Annotated in this window: 18 protein-coding genes; 5 read left to right on the top strand and 13 right to left on the bottom strand. The window is 64.0% G+C overall.

All coding sequences use genetic code 11. From position 1 onward, the window contains the following. Positions 1-66 precede the first annotated feature (66 nt). Positions 67-2,364, top strand: a complete 2,298-nt coding sequence (locus tag ACE04A_RS20635) for an NADP-dependent malic enzyme (RefSeq protein ID WP_485820461.1) — start codon at positions 67-69, stop codon at positions 2,362-2,364. On the opposite strand, the gene ACE04A_RS20630 is transcribed toward ACE04A_RS20635, so the two are convergent. Continuing rightward, entirely contained in the window at positions 2,361-3,326 is a 966-nt protein-coding gene (locus ACE04A_RS20630) for a LysR family transcriptional regulator (RefSeq protein ID WP_448716791.1), read from the bottom strand. The genes ACE04A_RS20635 and ACE04A_RS20630 overlap by 4 nt on opposite strands. 198 nt (positions 3,327-3,524) lie before the next feature. Here ACE04A_RS20630 and ACE04A_RS20625 point away from each other — a divergent pair, with 198 nt between their 5' ends. Continuing rightward, a complete protein-coding gene (locus tag ACE04A_RS20625; RefSeq protein WP_438858406.1) occupies positions 3,525-4,829 on the top strand; it encodes an ArgE/DapE family deacylase in 1,305 nt (434 codons plus the stop codon). A 61-nt stretch (positions 4,830-4,890) separates the two neighbouring features. Here the strand turns inward: ACE04A_RS20625 and ACE04A_RS20620 are convergent, their stop codons facing one another. Further along, positions 4,891-5,271 carry a hypothetical protein gene (locus ACE04A_RS20620; protein WP_485820460.1) on the bottom strand — a complete coding sequence of 127 codons (381 nt, stop codon included), beginning with the start codon at positions 5,269-5,271 and terminating at the stop codon, positions 4,891-4,893. A gap of 206 nt (positions 5,272-5,477) precedes the next feature. Next, positions 5,478-5,834 carry a DUF4148 domain-containing protein gene (locus ACE04A_RS20615; RefSeq protein ID WP_448716789.1) on the bottom strand — a complete coding sequence of 119 codons (357 nt, stop codon included), beginning with the start codon at positions 5,832-5,834 and terminating at the stop codon, positions 5,478-5,480. 220 nt (positions 5,835-6,054) lie between these two features. Between ACE04A_RS20615 and ACE04A_RS20610 the strand changes: the two genes are divergently transcribed. After that, a complete protein-coding gene (locus ACE04A_RS20610) occupies positions 6,055-6,873 on the top strand; it encodes a class I SAM-dependent methyltransferase (protein WP_448716788.1) in 819 nt (272 codons plus the stop codon). A gap of 38 nt (positions 6,874-6,911) precedes the next feature. Here the strand turns inward: ACE04A_RS20610 and ACE04A_RS20605 are convergent, their stop codons facing one another. Then, positions 6,912-7,127 carry a SlyX family protein gene (locus tag ACE04A_RS20605; RefSeq protein WP_046805159.1) on the bottom strand — a complete coding sequence of 72 codons (216 nt, stop codon included), beginning with the start codon at positions 7,125-7,127 and terminating at the stop codon, positions 6,912-6,914. 175 nt (positions 7,128-7,302) lie between these two features. Between ACE04A_RS20605 and ACE04A_RS20600 the strand changes: the two genes are divergently transcribed. Beyond that, positions 7,303-9,429: a TonB-dependent receptor domain-containing protein gene (locus ACE04A_RS20600; protein WP_485820592.1), complete on the top strand. Its 2,127-nt coding sequence runs from the start codon at positions 7,303-7,305 to the stop codon at positions 9,427-9,429. A gap of 21 nt (positions 9,430-9,450) precedes the next feature. On the opposite strand, the gene ACE04A_RS20595 is transcribed toward ACE04A_RS20600, so the two are convergent. Beyond that, positions 9,451-10,080, bottom strand: a complete 630-nt coding sequence (locus tag ACE04A_RS20595) for a nitrogen fixation protein NifQ (RefSeq protein WP_447991136.1) — start codon at positions 10,078-10,080, stop codon at positions 9,451-9,453. A gap of 238 nt (positions 10,081-10,318) precedes the next feature. Here ACE04A_RS20595 and ACE04A_RS20590 point away from each other — a divergent pair, with 238 nt between their 5' ends. Beyond that, positions 10,319-12,802, top strand: a complete 2,484-nt coding sequence (locus ACE04A_RS20590) for an ankyrin repeat domain-containing protein (RefSeq protein ID WP_485820459.1) — start codon at positions 10,319-10,321, stop codon at positions 12,800-12,802. Positions 12,803-12,903: 101 nt separating this feature from the next. Here the strand turns inward: ACE04A_RS20590 and cyoD are convergent, their stop codons facing one another. The 8 genes from cyoD to ACE04A_RS20550 all read right to left on the bottom strand — a co-directional run bounded on the left by cyoD (position 12,904) and on the right by ACE04A_RS20550 (position 20,241). Further along, entirely contained in the window at positions 12,904-13,254 is a 351-nt protein-coding gene (cyoD, locus tag ACE04A_RS20585; protein ID WP_046805162.1) for a cytochrome o ubiquinol oxidase subunit IV, read from the bottom strand. Beyond that, entirely contained in the window at positions 13,254-13,868 is a 615-nt protein-coding gene (gene cyoC / locus ACE04A_RS20580; protein WP_100854727.1) for a cytochrome o ubiquinol oxidase subunit III, read from the bottom strand. The genes cyoD and cyoC overlap by 1 nt, the downstream gene beginning before the upstream one ends. 3 nt (positions 13,869-13,871) lie before the next feature. Beyond that, entirely contained in the window at positions 13,872-15,848 is a 1,977-nt protein-coding gene (cyoB, locus tag ACE04A_RS20575) for a cytochrome o ubiquinol oxidase subunit I (protein WP_054422652.1), read from the bottom strand. 2 nt (positions 15,849-15,850) lie between these two features. Further along, a complete protein-coding gene (gene cyoA, locus ACE04A_RS20570; protein ID WP_259249735.1) occupies positions 15,851-16,759 on the bottom strand; it encodes a ubiquinol oxidase subunit II in 909 nt (302 codons plus the stop codon). 259 nt (positions 16,760-17,018) lie between these two features. Next, positions 17,019-17,570, bottom strand: coding sequence for a response regulator transcription factor (locus ACE04A_RS20565; protein ID WP_100854729.1), 552 nt, complete (start codon positions 17,568-17,570; stop codon positions 17,019-17,021). Positions 17,571-17,575: 5 nt separating this feature from the next. Then, the gene (locus tag ACE04A_RS20560) at positions 17,576-18,778 is read right to left on the bottom strand and encodes an ATP-binding protein (protein WP_259249732.1); all 1,203 of its coding nucleotides are present in this window, start codon (positions 18,776-18,778) and stop codon (positions 17,576-17,578) included. 248 nt (positions 18,779-19,026) lie between these two features. Next, positions 19,027-19,530: a copper chaperone PCu(A)C gene (locus ACE04A_RS20555; RefSeq protein ID WP_438859754.1), complete on the bottom strand. Its 504-nt coding sequence runs from the start codon at positions 19,528-19,530 to the stop codon at positions 19,027-19,029. Positions 19,531-19,608: 78 nt separating this feature from the next. After that, positions 19,609-20,241, bottom strand: coding sequence for an SCO family protein (locus ACE04A_RS20550; RefSeq protein WP_259249729.1), 633 nt, complete (start codon positions 20,239-20,241; stop codon positions 19,609-19,611). Positions 20,242-20,284: the final 43 nt, after the last annotated feature.

Below are 20,284 nucleotides of genomic sequence, written 5' to 3'. Positions count from 1 at the left end.
TATTGAAGCCCGGCCTACACGCTGGCATTCCCGTCACCTATTCAAGTCAAACGAGGCTACCGCCACATGAACTCGCCCTCCGACCGTCAAGCAGCACTGGACTATCACGAGTTCCCGACCCCGGGGAAGATTTCCGTGGTGGCCTCCAAGCCGCTCGTCAACCAGCGCGACCTGGCGCTGGCGTATTCGCCGGGCGTGGCGGCGGCTTGCGAGGAAATCGTGGCCGACCCGTCCAATGTCTACCGCTATACGGCGCGCGGCAACCTGGTGGGCGTGATCACCAACGGCACGGCGGTGCTGGGCCTGGGCAATATCGGCGCGCTGGCCTCCAAGCCGGTCATGGAAGGCAAGGCGGTGCTGTTCAAGAAGTTTGCCGGCCTGGACGTGTTCGACATCGAAATCAACGAAACCGACCCGGACAAGCTGGTCGAGATCATCGCGGGTCTGGAAGCCACCTTCGGCGGCATCAACCTGGAAGACATCAAGGCGCCGGAATGCTTCACCGTGGAACGCAAGCTGCGTGAACGGATGAAGATTCCCGTCTTCCACGACGACCAGCATGGCACCGCCATTACCGTGTCGGCCGCGTTCATCAACGGCTTGAAGGTCGTGGGCAAGGACATCAAGACGGTCAAGGTGGTGACGTCCGGCGCCGGTGCGGCCGCCCTGGCGTGCCTGGACCTGATGGTGGACCTGGGCCTGCCGCTGGAAAACATCTGGGTCACCGACATCGAAGGCGTGGTCTATGAAGGCCGCACCGTGTTGATGGACCCGGACAAGGCGCGCTTTGCGCAGAAAACGGAAGCCCGCAAGCTGGCGGAAGTGATCCAGGACGCCGACGTGTTCCTGGGCCTGTCGGCAGGCGGCGTGCTCAAGCCGGAAATGGTCGCGGCCATGGGCTCGCGCCCGTTGATCCTGGCGCTGGCCAACCCCACGCCGGAAATTCTGCCGGAAGTGGCGCACGGCGTGCGCGATGACGTGGTCATGGCCACGGGCCGGTCCGACTACCCGAACCAGGTCAACAACGTTCTGTGCTTCCCGTACATCTTCCGTGGCGCGCTGGACGTGGGCGCCACCACCATCACGCGCGAAATGGAAATGGCGGCCGTTTACGCCATTGCGCAGTTGGCGGAAGAAGAGCAGAACGAAGTCGTGGCCGCCGCCTACGGCACCTACGACATCTCGTTTGGCCCTGAATACCTGATCCCCAAGCCGTTCGACCCGCGCCTGATCGTGCGCATTGCACCGGCCGTGGCCAAGGCCGCCATGGACGGCGGCGTAGCCACGCGCCCGCTGGCCGACCTGGAAGCCTACGAAGAACAATTGCAGCAGTTCGTGTACCACTCGGGCGCGTTCATGAAGCCCTTGTTCTCGGCCGCCAAGCGCATCGTGCGCGGCGGGGGCAAGGCGCGCATCGTCTTCACCGAGGGCGAAGACGAGCGCGTGCTGCGCGCGGTGCAAGTGGTGGTTGACGAAGGCCTGGCCCGTCCCATCCTGGTGGGCCGTCCCGCCGTGCTGCTGTCGCGCATCGAGAAGTTCGGCTTGCGCCTGCGCCTGGGTGAAGACGTTGAAGTCACCAACCCGGAATACGACGAACGCTTCCATCAGTACTGGACCACGTACTGGGAACTGATGTGCCGTCGCGGCATCACCAAGGAAATGGCGCGCGTGGAAATGCGCCGCCGCCTGACCTTGATCGGCGCGATGATGGTGCACTTGGGCGACGCCGACGGCATGGTCTGCGGCACGGTCGGCGCCTATCACGACCACCTGCGTTTTGTGAACGAAGTGATCGGCCGCCGCCCCGACGCCAACGTGTATGCCGCCATGAACATCCTGCTGCTCAACGAGCGCACGGTGGTGTTGGTGGACACGCATGTCAACGATGAACCCACGGCCGAGCAGATCGCCGAATTCACGGTGATGGCCGCCCAGCAAATGGCTCGCATGAACCTTGCGCCGAAGGTAGCGCTGCTGTCGCGTTCGAACTTCGGTTCCGGCAGCTCGGCCTCGGGCGCCAAGATGCGCCAGGCGCTGGAGCTGGTGCGCGAAGCCGCGCCTGAATTGGAAATCGACGGCGAAATGCATGGCGACTGCGCGCTGGACGAAGCGCTGCGCATGCGCATCCTGCCGTCGTCCACCTTGAAGGGCGAAGCCAACCTGCTGGTATGCCCGAACGTGGACTCGGGCAACATTGCCTACAACCTGCTCAAGACGGCGGCGGGCGGCAACGTGGCGGTGGGCCCGATCCTGCTGGGCGCGAACGCACCGGTGCATATCCTGACCTCCAGTTCCACGGTGCGCCGCATCATCAACATGACGGCAATGACCGTGCTGGACGCGAACCGGGTGGAAGCCGCCTAGGGCAGATGGGCCAACAGCCGCTGCGGCAGCGAATAGCTGTCGATATGGTCGCGCAAGGCTGTAATGAAAAGGTCCTCGGCGGGGCTGCGGTGTGCGTCGCGGTGCCACAGCAGGTGCAGGTCCGCCGCGCACACACCCTCGCCGGGCGGCAACCGCCACAATCGGCCTTCGGCAAGGTCTGCCTCGACACTATGTTCCGGCAGGCAGCCGATGCCAAAGCCCGCCACCAGCAAGCGCTTGACCTCGTCATGCTGCGAAGACGTTGCGACGATGCTTCCCGAGAAACCGCGCTGATCGCGAAAGATCGTCAGCGGCGACAGGCTGTCGCCCAAGGCGTCACTGGCGAAAGACACAAAGTTCTCGTGCAGCAGGTCTTCCATGCGGATGTCGGCACGCCCGAACAGCGGGTGGTTCTTGCCGCAGAACAGCGCATAGCGCTGTTGCAGGAACAGCTTGTGGTCCAGGCGCTGGGGAATCTGCCGGCATAGCGCGATGCCCGCCGTGGCGGCCCGCTGCTGCAAAGCGTTCACGATCTCGCTGCTGGGCAACACGTCCAATTGCACTTCAATGCGCGGGTGCGCACGATGAAAGCGCGCCCAAAAATCGTCATACACCGCCGAATGGATGCGGCTGGCCACCAGCAGATGCACGCGGCCCACCGTTTGCTCTTCGGCTTGCGCCACGTCGCTAAGCAGTTGCGACACGCTTCCATGTATGGCCTGCGCGGCGTGTCGCACCTCTTCCCCGGCCGGAGTGATGGCGAACTTGGCGTGATGCCGCTCAATCAACCTGCGGTCCAACTGCGCTTCCAGGCGGCGCAAGGCCTGGCTGACCGCCGACTGCGTCAGATGCAGTTTGATAGCAGCGCCGCTAATGCTGCGCTCTTCTGCAATCACCAGAAAAGTGCGAAGAAGATTCCAATCCAGACGGTCTCCCATGCGGGAAACCGTTGCCGTCGGCATGGCCTTTTCTTTCATAGTGCGTTGAACAATAAGGAATTGATGGAATTTGAGGACGCGATATCTTCGCCGCCGTCGCTCGTCTATTTCAACATTAATTTCCCTTAAGTCGATGATAAGAAATCGGAAATTGACGCAGGTTCTGACAGCAGGCGATAAAGCCCCAGGCACTGACATTTCCTCCTCGCTCAAGGACACATCATGGACAAGGCAATCGCACCCGCGCCACTGACCGCGGAACAGACGCGCCGCATTCTGCAAGCGGTTGACGACCACTTCGATGCGCAACTGGCGTTCACGCAGGATCTGGTGCGCTTTCCGTCGCTGCGCGAGCAGGAGCACACGGCGCAAGACTTCCTGTACGAGGCGATGCGCCAACGCGGCTTTGCCATGGACCGCTGGAAGATCGACGTGGAAGACATCCGCTCGCATCCGGGGTTCGGCCCGGTCACCGTGTCTTACGAAAACGCGTTCAATGTGGTGGGCACCTACCGGCCCGAGGTACAGACCGGGCGCTCGCTCATCCTGAACGGACATGTGGATGTGGTGCCGACGGGGCCGCAGGAAATGTGGAGCCGCTCGCCCTGGGATCCGGCCATCATCGACGGTTGGATGTATGGCCGAGGCGCGGCCGATATGAAGGCCGGCCTGGCCGCCAATCTTTTCGCCTACGACGCCCTGCGCGCGGCGGGCTATGCGCCGGCGGCGCCCATTTATTTCCAGTCGGTGGTCGAAGAAGAATGCACCGGCAATGGCGCGCTGGCCGCGCTGTTGCGGGGGTACAAGGCCGACGCGGTCCTGATTCCCGAGCCCGAGGAAAACATGCTGGTGCGCGCCAACGTCGGCGTGCTGTGGTTCAAGGTCCGCGTGCAGGGGCATCCCACGCACACGCGCGAAATGGCCAACGGCTTCAACGCCATCGACGCCGCCTACGCCACGATCGAAGCGCTACGTAAATTGGAGGGCAAGTGGAACGCACAGCATCATTGCCACCGGCATTTCGAGCACCTGGACCACCCCATCAACTTCAACATCGGCAAGATCGCGGGCGGTGATTGGCCGTCGACCGTGCCGCCCTGGTGCGAGTTCGACGTGCGCGCCGCCATCTATCCGGGCACGACCGCGGACGAGGCGCGGGCCGAGATCGATGCCTGCCTGCGTGATGCCGTGTCAGACCCGCGCCTGGGCGGCACGCCGCCCGAGGTCACGTACACCGGCTTCTACGCCGAAGGCTACGTGCTGGAAGAAGGCTCCGACGCCGAAAGCACCTTGCGCGATTGCCATCGCCAGGCGTTTCAGAGCGACTTGCAAACGTTCACGACGCCCGGCTATCTGGACGCGCGCGTGTTCGTGATCTATGGCGACATGCCGACCCTGGTCTATGGGCCAAAGTCTTTGGACATTCATGGCTTCGACGAGCGCGTGCATCTGGAATCGGTGCGCTTGATCACCAAGACCATCGCGCTGTTCATCGCGCAATGGTGTGGCGTGCAGCCTGCGCAATAGCATCCATTGCGCTCTCCCAAAGAAAAATGCCCCCGAGGGGGCATTTTTTCTTTGGGCAGCTTTACGTGCTGCTGGCCTTCCAGGTGCCGTCCGGTTGCTTGCAGAACCAGAACTTCCAGGTTTCGGTGGTGCTGGTGCGCGCAAAATCCGCCACCAGGAAGCGGCAGACGCGGTCGTCCTTCACTTTGGAGGTTTGCGTGGGCGTCAGTTGCACGGTGATCGGCGCGGCGCGCTTGGCCTGGGCTTTGCTGGTCCATTCCGTGCGCTGGCCATCGGCCGAACTATTCAAGGCCTGGGCCACGGCATCATGGAAAGAGGTCCGGTCGCGTTTGGGAATTTGCGTGATGAGCGAGTTGTTCAGCATCACGGGCGGCGCGGCGACCGCCGCTGCCGACATACCGCCTGCAACCAGCAGCGCGGCGAGAACGCGGGTGTATTTCAAGATGGGCTCCCTTCTGATGAGTCAGATTTTTATCTTGCACTGGAGCCGATAGTACGCGAAGCCGTTGCGTTTGCCACGCGGGGGCGGCTGACAAAAAAAGGCCGCCTGAATGCGGGCGGCCAAGGGTACAACAAGGGGAGGGAGCACTCGTTGTGCGTTCGTTGCCTGAGCGTTGCGGGTGCGCGGCCCAAGCGTCGCCAGGCAGATCAGTTGCTGTGATAGACGCCGGCGAAGGGCATGTCGTTCGGTTCAACGTTGGACACCAGGCCGGCAGCCTTGGCGGTCGCTAGTTCAGCTTGAACTTCAGCGCGGGTCTTGCCCGTGTGCGGGGTGCCGTAGACGCCTTGGAACGGCACGTTGTTCGGTTCTACGTTGGTCACCAGACCAGCTGCCTTGGCTTCAGCCAATTCGGCTTGCACCTGGGCGCGGGTCGGGCCTTGATAGGGCGTGCCGTAAACGCCTTGGAACGGCACGTTGTTGGGTTCGGTGTTATCCGATGCGTAGGCGCCGGCGCTCAGGGCGGCAAAGGACAACATCAAAGCGGTAGCGAGGGTCTTCTTCATGGTAAATCTCCGATTTCAAGAGCCGTGGGAGCGAATCCGGCGGCCTATCCGTCGTGGTTCGTTGCTGTTTCCCGATGACTGAATTCTGCGCCGATCGAAGCTAGGGATAAACCCGGATATCCGTAAAAGATATTTCCATAAATGGAAAGAATATCGTTCTATTTTCGGCATAGTCTCCATTTATGGAATCGATAGCGTCCAACCGGCAGAGGGGATTTGCATGGAAAAGGTGCGGCTTAGCGGTGAAAAAGCCACGTTGCTGATTACGCTGTACGCGAAGGCGCAAGAAAGCCGCATGCCCGATTCGTTGTTGCAGGATGGCTACGCCGCGGCGGCGGTTGCCCGCATCGACTACGACTTCGCGGCGCTGCGCATGGGCCGCGATGCCATGATCGGGCTGTCGATGCGGGCCCACAGGCTGGATGCCTGGGTGCGGGAGTTCCTTGCCGCGCATCCCTCGGCCACGGTGCTGCATCTGGGTTGCGGCCTGGACAGCCGCGTGTTTCGAGTGGACCCGCCACCTTCGGTTGCGTGGTTCGACGTGGATTATCCCGACGTGATCGCGCTGCGCCGCGCGCTCTATCCCGCGCGTCCGGGTTGCGAACTGATCGGGACCACGCTGTCCGAACTGGGCTGGCTGGCGCACATTCCCACCGGTCAGCCGACATTGGTGGTGGCCGAAGGCCTGTTGCTCTATCTGCGCGAAGAAGAGGTGCTGCAACTGCTGCGGGTGGTCAGCACGCAATTTCCCTCGGGGGAAGTCGTGTTCGACGCCTATAGCCGGCTGGGCCTGGCGCTGGCCTCGCGCAACCGCATGTTCCGCGCAACGGGCGCCGCCATGCGCTGGAGCCTGAACCATGCGCAAGATCTTGAAGCCCAGGCACCCGGCTTGCTGCTGCACACCGAGCAAGGGCTGGATGACGATAGCTGGCGCGCGCAACGGGCCAGGTTCAGTTGGCTTGCGCGGTTGGGTTTCGGATTGATGCGGCGCGTGCCGCTGCTGCGACGGATGGGGCGCTTGCTGCGCTACCGCTACTAGCGGCGCGGCGTCGGTAGGGCCGCGTCAATCATGCCGCTTCAATAGTGCGGCGGCAGTTCGTCGCGCAGGCTGCGAAAAGGCGCGGCGCCTTCGGGTGCCTGCTGGCGCAGGTCGGCCACTTCGCGTTGTAGCCGGTCTATCTGCTGTTGTTGGCGGACGATAATCTGATTGAGCTGTTCCAATAGATCATCCGCAAAGCTGGATTTGATTTCCAGCTCTTGCAGGCGGCGTTCGATGTCTTGCATGGGTTCCATGGCGGCTATTAGAACCTATTCCCATGACGGATTTCCAATGGCATAGGCAATAGCCAGGCATTTCAACAGGGAGACGGATTTGACGCAGGCGGTCGGACGCGGCGGCAGGGCGCGGCAGAAAGAAATCGGACTTGGCAAAGCCAGGCGCGGACCGCGCCCAGGCTTGCGGGGGGTGATGCAGGCGGGGGGCCTGACGGCCGGTCTGACAGCAGGGTTGGACCATGGCGCCTGGGCGCAGCCGGCGGACGCCATCCTGGCCCCCGTGGTGGTGACGGGCACGCGCCTGGGCACATCAATACTGGACACGCCCGCCTCCGTGGATGTGGTGGACGGCGTGCGCATGCGCCAGGGCCAACCCCAAATCAACCTGTCCGAAGGCTTGGTCGGGGTGCCTGGCCTGCAGATCCAGAACCGCCAGAACTACGCGCAAGACCTGCAGATATCCAGCCGAGGCTTTGGCGCGCGGTCCACCTTCGGCGTGCGCGGCGTGCGTCTGTATGTCGACGGCATTCCGGCCACGATGCCGGACGGGCAAGGGCAGACGTCGAATATCGACATCGCCACGCTGGGCCGCGTCGAAGTCATGCGTGGGCCGTTTTCGGCGCTGTACGGCAATTCGTCGGGCGGCGTGATCCAGGCGTTTACCGAAGACGGCGTTGCGCCGCCGTCCGTGACGGCCAGCGCCTGGGGCGGCAGCTACGGCACCTGGCGCTATGGCGCGCGCGCCAGCGGCGCCACGGGTTCGAGTTCGGGCTCGGACTCAGGTTCCGGCCCCAACCCCGGCGCCCTGGACTATGTGGTGGGCGCCACGCGCTTCACCACCGACGGCTATCGCGACCACAGCGCGGCCCGCAAGAACCTTGCCAACGCCAAGCTGGGCCTGCAACTGGACGACGCCAGCCGCTTGACGATCGTGGTCAACAGCGTGGACCTGACCGCGCAAGACCCGCTGGGCCTGACCTATCAACAGTTTCAGGACGACCCCCGCGCTGCCCCCCTGGCCGAGCAGTACAACACCCGCAAGACGGTGCGCCAGACGCAAGGGGGCCTGGTCTACGAACGGCAGGTGGACAGCCGCAACACGCTGCGCGTGATGGCGTATTACGGCCAGCGCGACACCACCCAATACCAATCGATTCCGCCGGCCGTGCAATTGGCGCCCACGCAGGCGGGGGGCGTCATCGATCTATCGCGCCAGTACGGCGGCGCGGATGTGCGCTGGACGTCTGAGCTGGACGTCGCCGGGCGGCCGCTGACGCTGGTGGGCGGCATTGCCTACGATGCGATGCGGGAAGATCGCAAGGGCTATCAGAACTTCACCGGCACGGTGGCCAACCCGCAACTGGGCGTGCAGGGCGCGTTGCGTCGCGATGAAACCAACAGCGTGTACAACGCCGACCCGTATCTGCAAGCATCCTGGCAAATGACTTCGCGTTGGACGCTGGACGCCGGCCTGCGCTACAGCACCGTCAGCTTCAATTCCAACGACCACTACATCGCCAGCGGCAACGGCGACGACAGCGGCACGGCGCGCTACCGCAAAGCCCTGCCGGTTGCGGCGCTGCGCTATGCGGCAAGCGACGACGTCAGCCTGTATGCGTCCTACGGACGCGGTTTTGAAACGCCCACCTTCAACGAAATCTCGTATCGCCCAGGCGGCTTGCCGGGCTTGAATTTTGGCTTGGCGCCGTCGCTCAGCACCAACCTGGAAGCGGGGGTGAAGGCCCGCATGGCGGGCGGCCTGCTGACGGCCGCCGTTTTCCACACGGGTACCGATGATGAGATCGTCTCGGCCGGCAGTTCAGGCGGACGCACCACGTACCAGAACGCGGGCCGCACGCGGCGTGACGGCTTGGAGTTGGGCTGGTCCGGGGAGCTGGCGCCGCACTGGCGCACGCAGTTTGCCTATACCTGGTTGAACGCGCGCTACGCCGACGACGGCTCGGGCGGCATCCGCGCGGGCAACAAGATTCCGGGCATTGCGCGGCAGTCGCTGTTTGCCTCCGTGGCCTGGGCGCCGCCAGAAGGCTGGCAGGCGGCGTTGGAAGGCCGCTTGCTCAGCAAGATCTATGTGAATGACGCCAACGACCAGGACGCGCCCGGCTACTTCGTGGCGGCCTTAAGCGCCGGCTATATCAAGCAGGTGGATGCCTGGGAACTCAGCGCCTATGCGCGGGTGGACAACCTGTTCGACAAGCAATACGTGGGCTCGGTGATCGTCAACGAAAACAACGGCCGGTATTACGAGCCGGCCGCGGGGCGCAGCCTGGGGTTGGGCCTGGGCGCCACCTATCGGTTCTAAATCTCTCAGACCGACATGCCTTCAGTCGGGCGCGTTGGCGTAGCAGACGTCGTGGTCTTCGCACTGCGGGCAGCCGGGTGCTGCCGACGGCGGCAAGCCCGCGTGTTCGCACGCCGAGTAGGCCAGGAATTGCTTCCAGCGCAGGTTGCGCGTGTTGCGCATTACCAGCCCGGGATAGTGGCGTGCCAGCAGGAAGGTCACGTCTTCACGGCCGGACAGGCCCAGGTCGCGCCACAGATGGTCGGGTCGCAGGCAGGCGTGCACCAGCACACCGGTGACCCAGGGCGTGGTGGCGGTATCGGGGGCGCGGTAGGCTTCAAGCAGCACGCGCATCAGCAAGGTAAAGCCGGGCTTGGGGTCGCCCCGGCCGCGCGCCGCGTAGGCGGCGTATTGCTGGACCAGGTCGGCCAGCCTGGCGTCCGGGGAAGCGAGTGCGCCCGGGAACAGATAGTTCAGCAGTTCCGCCAGTTCTTCGGGGCAAAGGCCGCTGCGCGCCAGGTCATGGTGCGCCAGGCTGGTGCCGATCACCGTGGCGAAGAAGCCCGCATCAGGGTGGCCCGGCGGCGCATGGTGCAACAGGGCGCGGGCAAACCGCTGGGCCGGCATGGCAATGTCGGCATGAGCGGTAGTAGGGGTCAGCACGGCGTCCATGGCGGTAGCGGCAGTCGCGAAAGTAATTCTGATGTTAATGAACTCGATATGTTGCGAAATATATAACGAAAGCCATGTCAGCCTGACGATATTGTGGACAAAATCGTCTCAGGACATACCCGAAGAGCCGGCCATGACGGGCGATAAATGTCTGCGCGCGGACGAGTATCATCGGCGTCCCTGATTCTTCTGGCTTCGTCCACGCATGTCGCGCAGCTTTCGTCCCGCAGTTTCCCGATTGTTCGGCGCCGTCCTGGTGGCCTTGGCAGGTTTTTCGGCGGCGCCTCGGCCCGCCGTGGCGTACGACATCGGAGCCGTCATCGACGCCATGCGCCTGTCGCGCTACCCGCTGCGCGAACCCGAGCGGCGTGTCTGGGGAACCGAGAACGTCAAGGACGCGGTGCTGGTCGGGCAGATGGAGAACCGGCTTTACCTGTATCGGTACGTGCGCGGCGCGGGCAAGGAATTCAGCCTGGATTTCCGCTCGCAGCCGCTGGTGATCGACCCGGCAAGCTGGCAGGCAACGCGTGAAGAAAATGTGCGGGTCAGGGCGCCGCGCGAGGGTCAAACCCAGTACTGGGTGGGCTACGCCTATCCGGGCTCGGACGACACGCGGGCCGATGGCTTTCTGGTGGATGCGGACGGCGTGGCGGCCACCGTCCAGGCCGACGCACGACAGATCGTCGTGACGGCCGACCGGCCCTGGAACGACGAACGCAAGACGCAGGCCCTGGCCACGCTGCGGCCGGCGCTGACCGACTACCCCGTGCGCATGCCGGCGTTTCCCGCCGATGTGCGTTTTGAATACCGCGCGCCGGTGGACGTGACCGCCACCTTCCGCACGCTGCATCAGGTAGCGCGCGCCGTGCCGCGCGCCAAGACCGCCGAGTTCAGCCGCGCGCTGGCCGATCTGCGTCGCTTTGTCATGGAGCAGGACTACCGCGAGATCGACCCCACCGGCAAAGATCCCGAGATGCTGACGGCGTTGAACGACTACGGCTTCTGGCTGGCCGAGTCGGGCGATACCGAGCAAGCCGACCGCATCCTGACCGACGTATTGCGGCGCGACCCGGCACGCACGGTGGCCTATCTGAACCGGGCCGATGCGCGCTGGAAGCAAAGCACGAAGACGCGCGACAAGCGGAATTATTTCGAAGCCCTGGCGCGCGAAGATTACCGCCTGTATTGCACGCGCAGGCTGGAAGCCAATGAGCCCATCCCCGGCAACATCGCCACGCGGATCGGCGCGGCGTTGAACGATGCCGCACCGCTAAACGCAGAGACGTGCCGCCCCAGGCTCGCCATCTTCAAGGCGATCCAGGCAGACGACCTGGACGCCGTGCGCGCCGAGCTGGCGGCCGGGCAAGACCCCAACGGCGTGAACGAGAACGGCACGTCGGCGCTGGCGGTGGCGGTGTCCCGCAAGCAGTTGGAAACGGTGCGGGTGTTGCTGGCCGCGGGCGCGCGCGCCGACGGGCCCAACAACGGCTATGTGCTGCTGGCCAGCGCGCTGCCCGACGTCCGCGATACCCGCCCCGCCGCCGAACGCTACGCGCTGGCCGACACCCTGATTGCGGCGGGCGCGCCTTTGGATGCGGCGGACTCCAACGGCACGCCGCTGCTGGTGCGCCGCATTTCGTACTACAGCGAAGACAAGGACACGCTCAGCTATCTGCTGGCCAAGGGCGCCAACCCGAACGCTCGTGAAAAGAACGGGCGGTCGGCATTGCATGCCGCGATGCAAAGCCCCAAGACATTCTGGTTTGCCCAGGCGCTGCTGGCCAAGGGCGCCGACATCAATGCCGCCTATGTGCGCATGGTCTACGGCAACCAGAACATGTGGGAAACGCCCCTGCTGGAAGCGCTGCGCGGCGCCATCAGCGGCGAGTTCACGCCCACGGTGGTGTATCCCATTCCCGAGCGCGTGACCTTCGCCCTGGCCCAGGGCGCGGACGCGGCGGTGGGAGGCTATAGCGCCAGCAAGACGCCGGAACGCAATGGCCTGAATGAAGCGCTGACGCTGGCCGCGCGCACCATGCAGCCGACGCTGGTGGACCAATTGGCGGAAGCCGCCAAGCCGCCACGCCAGGCCTTGACGCCGGAATCCCTGTCCAGCCTGTTGAGCGTGTGGAATCAGTTGGAGATTCGCGCGGCCATCAAGCAGAACAGCCCGGAATGGGACGGCCAGCGCGCCAAGCTGCGCGCCACCGCCGACCGTCTGCTGGCGGCCGGCGTGCCGCTGACCTGGGCGCAAGACGCCACCGGCCTGGGCAACAACCGCCTGGCGCCGCTCAGCCTGCCGTGGCTGCCCGACGACCTCTATCTGCAATGGCTGGAACAGGGCGCCGATGCGTCGGACAGAAGCGACGCCGGCGCGCGCCTGGATGGCGTCGTGGATGCCGACGCCTTGCCGCTGGTGATCATGCTGCGTGTGGGCAACGACGCCAAGGCGCAAATGCTGCTGGCGCATGACGCCGGGCTGTATCGCACCCCATGGCGTTGCGGCATGGCGGTGGCCGACGTGCTGGCCTGGCAACTGAGCAACACCGGCCCCATCAGCCCGACGGGCGCGCGGGCGATCCGGCAGGTGCTGGACGGCGCGCAGGGCGCGGCCAGTTGCGACCTGGACCAGGCCTCGCGCGTGCAGCCCTTTGTGGGCGTATCCGCCCGCGATCTGGCCACGCGCGCCAACGTGACGCTGACGGTGAAGGCGCCAGGCTAGGCGGCCGCGCACGGTGCATGCGCTCCAAAACAAAACAGGCGCCCGAAGGCGCCTGTTTTTTTGCGTTGACGCCGGCTAACCGCGCCGGCGGCAAGCCGTCATTACATGGCGTGGCCCATGTTGACGTTCATGTTGTACAGCACCCATGCCGACCCGCCCACGATGATGGCGATGATCATTACGGTGAAGACGAACGCGGCGAGGTTGTCGCGCGCCGACTTCGACGCGCCCATGTGCAGGAAGTACACCAGTTGCACCAGCAACTGGAGCACGCACAGGGCAACGACGCCGACGATGGTGATGGTGTGCGACAGCGCGCCGTGCATCACCAGGCCGAAAGAGCCGAAGGTGAGCAGCAGCGAGAGCACGAAACCGATGATGTAGGACTTCAGGCTGCCGTGGTCGGCGGCGTGATCGTCGTGGCCGTGTGCGGCCGCAGCGGAGTGCGACATCAGAGGGCTCCCAAGAGATAGACGAAGGTGAAGACGCAGATCCAGACGATGTCCAGGAAGTGCCAGAACAGGCTCAGGCACGCCAGGCGACGCTTGTTGATCGAGTCCAGGCCATGGCGGCGGATCATGTCGAGCATGACGATGATCCAGATCAGGCCGAAGGTGACGTGCAGGCCGTGCGTGCCGATCAGCGTGAAGAACGCCGACAGGTAAGCACTGCGGCCGGGGCCCGCGCCTTCAGTGATCAGGTGATGGAATTCCCAGACTTCCATCGCGATAAAGCCCGCGCCGAACAGGAACGTGACCATCAACCAGCCCATTGCGCGGGACTTGTTGTTGGCGTGCACGTTCAGGTTGGCCATGCCGAAGGTGAAGCTGGAGAACAACAGCAACAGCGTTTCGACCAGCACGAACTTCAGGTCGAACAGTTCCTTGCCCGTGGGGCCGCCCGCGGTGGCGTTGGACAACACCGCGAACGTGGCGAACAGCACCGAAAAGATCAGCAAGTCGCTCATCAGATAGACCCAGAAACCGAAAACGGTCTTGGATCCATCGTCGTGATGCGCGTGATCGTCGTGACCCGCGTGGGGGTGAGTGGCTACGGCTTGAATCATGGCTCAGGCGGCCTTCTGCATTTTGTCAAAGTGAGCGTTTTCGATGCGTTCGACTTCCGCGGCCGGGACCCAGTAATCGACGTCGCGGTCGTAGGCACGGGCGATGAACGCACCGATCATGCCGACGAAGCCAGCGGCGGCGAGCCACCAGATGTGCCAGATCAGCGCAAAGCACATCACCAGGCCGAACAAACCGATGTAGACGCCGGCGCCGGTGTTACGCGGCATGTGGATGTCTTCGTACTTGGCCGGGCGCTTGTAGGCCTTGCCGCTTTGCTTGTCTTCCCAGAACTGGTCCAGCTCATCAACGTGAGGAACGTGGGCGAAGTTGTAGAAAGGAGCCGGCGACGAAATCGACCATTCCAGGGTGCGGCCATCCCAGGGATCGCCGGTGACGTCCTGGTTTTGCTTGCGCTGGCGAACCGACACGAACACTTGCTGCAACAGGAACCAGATGCCCAGCATGATCAGCGCGGCGCCAGCCAGCGCAACCAGCAGGTACGGCTGCCATTCGGGGTTGTCGTAGTGGTTCAGGCGACGCGTCATGCCCTTGAAGCCCAGGATGTACAGGGGCATGAAGGCCATGAAGAAACCAACGAACCAGCAGTAGAACGAGTAGCGGCCCAGGCGTTCATTCAGCGTGAAGCCGAATGCCTTCGGGAACCAGTACGTCATGCCCGCGATACAACCGAACACCACGCCACCGATGATGGTGTTGTGGAAGTGGGCGATCAGGAACAAGCTGTTGTGCAGCACGAAAGACACGCCGGGGATGGCCAGCATCACGCCGGTCATGCCGCCGATGACGAAGACGATCATGAAGCCCAGCGTCCACAGCACCGGCGTCGTGATGCGCAGGCGGCCGCGGTAGATGGTGAACAGCCAGTTGAAAATCTTCGCGCCCGTCGGGATCGAGATAATCATTGTCGCAATGCCGAAGAAGGCATTGACGTTGGCCCCCGCGCCCATGGTGAAGAAGTGGTGCAGCCAGACCAGGAACGACAGCACGCCAATGGCGGCCGTGGCGTAAACCATCGACTTGTAGCCGAACAGCGTCTTGCGGGCAAAGGTGGCAACCACTTCCGAATACACGCCGAACGCCGGGAGCACCAGGATGTAGACCTCGGGGTGACCCCAGATCCAGATCAGGTTCACGTACATCATGACGTTGCCGCCCATGTCGTTCGTGAAGAAGTGCGTGCCCAGGTAGCGGTCCATGGTCAGCAGCGCAAGCGTTGCGGCCAGGACGGGGAAGGCGGCGACGATCAGCACGTTGGTGACCAGCGAGGTCCACGTGAAGATCGGCATCTTCATCAGGCTCATGCCCGGTGCGCGCATGCGCAGGATGGTCACGATGAAGTTGATGCCGCTAAGCGTGGTGCCCAACCCTGATATCTGGAGTGCCCAGATGTAGTAGTCCACCCCGACGCTTGGGCTGTAATCCAGCCCAGACAACGGCGGATAGGCGAGCCAGCCGGTCGCGGCGAATTCGCCCACGAACAGCGAGATCATCATCAGCGCGACGCCGGCACCGAACAGCCAGAAGCTCAGCGAGTTCAGGAACGGGTAGGCCACGTCGCGGGCGCCGATTTGCAGCGGCACCACGATGTTCATCAGCCCGGTAATGAAGGGCATCGCCATGAAGAAAATCATGATGACGCCGTGGGCGGTGAAGATCTGGTCGTAGTGGTGTGGTGGCAAGAAGCCGGCGGAGTCGGCGGATGCCACCGCCAACTGGGTGCGCATCATGATGGCGTCGGCAAAGCCGCGCAGCAGCATGATCAGCGCGACGATGATGTACATCACGCCGATGCGCTTGTGGTCGACGGAGGTCAACCATTCCGTCCACAGGTACTTCCACTTGCCGAAGTAGGTGATGGCGCCGAAGACCGCTAGGCCTCCCAGGCACACGGCGGCCAGCGTAACCATGACGATAGGTTCATGGTACGGAATGGCCTCGAGGGTAAGTTTCCCGAGCATTGTTAGTTAATTCCTGCGATCAGATTGTTCGACGTGGACGTGCACGTGGCGGAGTCCACACCGGCCATCTTGGACATCGTGCTGCCCAAGACGAAATCAAACATGGCGGGAGGCGCCGACGAATACTTGACGACCGGGTTGCGTTCGCTGCGCTTGGTCAGCTCGGCATAAACCTCGGGGGTGAGGGCCGTGGGCGAAGCCTTGGCTTCCTTGACCCAGTTGTCGAACCCTTCTTGCGACGTCGCGATGGCCTTGAAGCGCATGCCGGAGAAACCGGCGCCGCTGTAGTTGGCCGAGATACCGGCGTAGGTGCCGGCTTCGCGCGCATTCAGGTGCAACTTCGTTTCCATGCCGGCCATCGAGTAGATCTGGCTACCCAGTTGCGGGATGAAGAACGAATTCATGACCGAGGCCGACGTGATCCGGAAGTTGACCGGAACGTCCACGGGGAACGCGATCTCGTTGACCGTGGCGATGTCGTATTCGGGGTAGATGAACAGCCACTTCCAATCCAGCGACACCACCTCGATGGTGACGGGCTTGTGTTCGGAAACGAGCGGCTTGTAGGGATCCAGCGCGTGCGTGGAGCGCCAGGTGATCACGGCAAGAATCGCCACGATGATACAAGGAACGGTCCAGACCACGACTTCAATCGCCGTGGAGTGGGCCCACTTGGGCTGGTAGTCAGCTTTGGTATTGGATGCGCGATATTTCCACGCAAACGCCACGATCATGAACAGTACCGGAATCACAACGATGAGCATCAGCCCCGTCGCCGTGAACAGCAAAGTCTTTTCCTGGGCGCCAATGTCTCCCTTGGGAGAGAGAATTTCCATGTTGCAGCCGCCAAGCAGCATGACCGCGCCGACGCCAAAAATGCGCGTTAGGGTCGCAAGGAGGGGGTGTTTCACGTACAGCCTTGGATGGAGGGTTGGAAATGCTGCGTAGCAGCGGGGCGAAATGCTGCCAAGCAGCAACGTCCATCCTATCGGCTTGATATCCGTCAAGCATGCGACACATGGTCGCATTGCCTGGGAGGAATCAGCCCCCAGAGGGGCAGATTCAGGGTTTTCCTAGGGGGGCAGTTGCCCCGGAGGAGATATAGGGGGTGCGACGTTATGTCGCACCCGCACAATGGGGTGTTGTAAAGATGTGTCGCACCCGCACAAATCAGTCGACGATCACTTCGCGTTCCGGCCCCGGTTTCTTGGCCAGCTTGCGCTGGAGCGACCGCCGATGCATGCCCAGGAGGCGCGCCGCCGCCGAAACATTGCCGCCGGTTTCGTGCAGGGCCTGATGAATGTGCTCCCATTCTAGGCGGTGCAACGGCGTCATGGTCGTTTCGATGGTAACGGATTCTGGCTTCACCAAACCCAGCGTGCGCAGGATCATCGGCGCGGTGGCCGGCTTGGGCAGGTAGTCGTCCGCGCCGCGCTTGATGGCCTCGACGGCGGTGGCCACGCTGGCGTAACCGGTGACCAGCAGGATCCGCATGTCCGCGCGCAGGGCGCGCAAGGGGCGGATCAGCGTCAGACCGGAGTCTTCACCCAGGCGCAGGTCCACCAGGGCAAACGCCGGACGGATTTCCTCGGCCACGCGCAGCGCTTCGGCGATGCCCGTGGCGGTTCTGGTTTCCAGGCCGCGACGCGACAGGCTGCGCTGCAAGGTGCGCACATACAGTTCGTCGTCGTCGATCAACAGGCCAAGGTCGGTAGGGTTCATCACAATCAAGTTCCGGGGTTGCCCAGGGGCAGGTAAAAGCGGATGCGGGTGCCTCCCCCAACGGCGGCGGTCATGGTCATTTCACCGCCTAGCTGTTCCACGGTGGCATGCGACAGCGCCAGGCCCACGCCCAGCCCGCCCGGCTTGCCGCTGTTGAACAGGCTGGTCACGGGCAGCAGGGTCTGGTCGGGGTCGAAGCCTCGCCCGTAGTCCCGCACTTCGCCGCGCAAAGCGCCGTAGCCATATTCCAGATGCAGGTCCACGCGCGGTGTTTCGGCGGCTTCGCCGGCGTCCGCCGCGTTGTTCAACAGGGCCTGCAACAAGTGGGCGATCGCCGGGTCCACCCGCAGGCTGGGGGGCAAGGCGCCCGAGCGTTGCAGGTCGATAGTCGGACGGATCAGGCGCCACTGGCCCACCACACGCACCAGGTCCACGGCGGTTGGGACCGCCAGATTGCGAATGCGTTCCCGGCACAGGGCCAGCAATTGGCTCAGGGTGGACACATCTTCGCGCAGGTCTTCGTCCTTGACCTCGGCGGCGATCTCGTCGGCCAGCAAGGTCATGGTGGCCAGCGGGGTGTTCAGTTCATGCGCCATCGCGGCGGCGTGGGTGGCCAGCGCGACGATGCCTTCATTGCGGGTGAAGCGTTCGCGCAGGCGGGCCAGTTCGCGCTCGCGGGCGCGCAGGTCAGACGCCAGGCGGGTGGAAAACACCAGCACCACGACTACCGAAATCAGGAAATTGGCGCCCAGGCCCCACAGCAGCAGGGTGTGCGTGTCCACGTCGCCGCGCAAGGGTTGGCCGAAGATGCCCGCCGCCGCGTAGCCGCAAATACCGGCCAGCGCCGCCGCCAGCGCCCAATTGCGCGGCAGCGCCAGGGCCGCCAGCGCGGTCAGGATCAAGAACATCATGCCGAACGGATTGCTGATGCCGCCGCTCCAGCCAATCATCCAGGACAAGGCGGCCATGTCCACCAACAGATGACCGAAGGCAGTGGCGTGGGACAGGTCGCGGGGATGGCGCAGCCGCAGGCTGGCATAGGCGTTGAAGCCGATGAGCACGCCCACGCCGATCCACAGGGGCTCAAGCGGCAGGGCAAGGCCCAGTACGCTGCTGGCCAGCAGGATGGTGGCGGCTTGGCCGGCGATGGCGAGCCAGCGCAGGCTGCAAAGGGTACGCAGGAATGAAAAAGCGGAACTACCGGGCATATCCAGACACAGAGTTGCCGGCGGCCCGCCGGCGGGTCAAGCGCCCGGCGGCGCGGAACGCAGGCATCCGGCGCGCGGCGCAAGTGGCCGGCTGGCCGTCGGGCCGGGGGGGCAGGCGCCGACGGTGGACGTGCAGGCATTGTATGGCGATTCAGCGCGACACGCTGGCGGCGCGGGGTCGTGTGCGTCCCCGATTTTTGTCGCCGCCAATCGCGTTCCAGTTGAATGCCCTCTATATATAGAGCGCGTCAGTGGCCGTGGCCATGGGCCGCTGCGGGCGCGGCGCCGGCCTTGGCGTTCAGCGCGCGTGCTTCAGCCGTGACCGGCACCCGGTGCTGTTGCTGCTTGGCGTCTTCGACGATCAACGTCAGTTGCACGTGGTCGCCCGGGGTGATCTGGCGGGCCAGGTCGATCAGCATGACGTGATAGCCGCCCGGCTTCAGATCCACGGCCTGACCGGCGGGCAAGTCGACGGCAGGCACTTCACGCATTTTCATGACGTTGTCCTGCATCGCCATTTCGTGGACTTCCACATGCTTGGCGGCGTCGGACTCCACGGCCACCAGGCGGCCCGCGTCCGGCGAGGTCAGGCGCATGAACACACCGGTGGCGTGCTGGTTGGGAACCGTGGCGCGGACCCAGGCATCTTCCACCTTGAGCGCGGCGTCGGCAGCGAGGGAGGGGGATGCAAAGCCTGCCAGCACGGACAGGGACAGGGCGGTGGCAAACGTGCGCAGCGAGAAGTTCTTCATGATGGGGTCTTGGTGTTTATAAGGATTTATAGGGATCTGGGGTTCGTAGGAAGGCCCCGGCGCCGGTGGCGCGCAGCGTTACAGCACGGTGCGCAGGTCTTCCACGCATTCGGCGGCGGTCTGCGCGTGGCGCAGCGCCAGGCGCAACTTGCCCTGGGCGTCGATCACGTAGGTCAGCGCGGTGTGGTCCATGGTGTAGGACGAGCCGGTGGGAACCTTCTGATAGAACACCTTGAAGGACTGGGCGGCGGCGCGGGTTTGTTCCGCCGTGCCGCGCAGGCCCACGAAGCCGGGGTCGAAGGCCTCGGTGTAGGCGCTGAGGATTTCCGGCGTGTCGCGCTCGGGGTCCACGGTGATGAACAGCACGCGCAGCTTGTCGGCATCGGCGCCCAGCAGGTCCTTCATTTCCAGGGCGCGGGTCAGCGCCGTGGGGCAGATGTCGGGGCATTGGGTAAAGCCGAAGAACAGCAGGATGGGGTGGCCACGGTAGTCGGCCAGGGTGCGCGCTTGACCGGTTTTGTCCTGCAGTTGGAAATCGCCCGTGGGCATGCCGGATAAGTCCATGCCGTGCAGCTTGGGGGCGTCGGGGCCGCAGCCGGTCAGGGCCAGCAGGGCCAGGGAAGACAACAGCAGGCGGCGCCGAGGATCGGGCGCGTGGGAAGGCGCGGCGCCAACGGGCGCGCGCAATGAAATAGAGCGCGGGAAACGCATGAAAACCTCTTGGGTTGACGTGGCTAAGCGCGCGGCCCCGCCG

This window comes from Achromobacter colocynthidis (assembly GCF_057334535.1).
The sequence above is the reverse complement of the archived record's forward strand: the minus strand, read 5'-3'. Positions and strand labels throughout refer to the sequence as shown.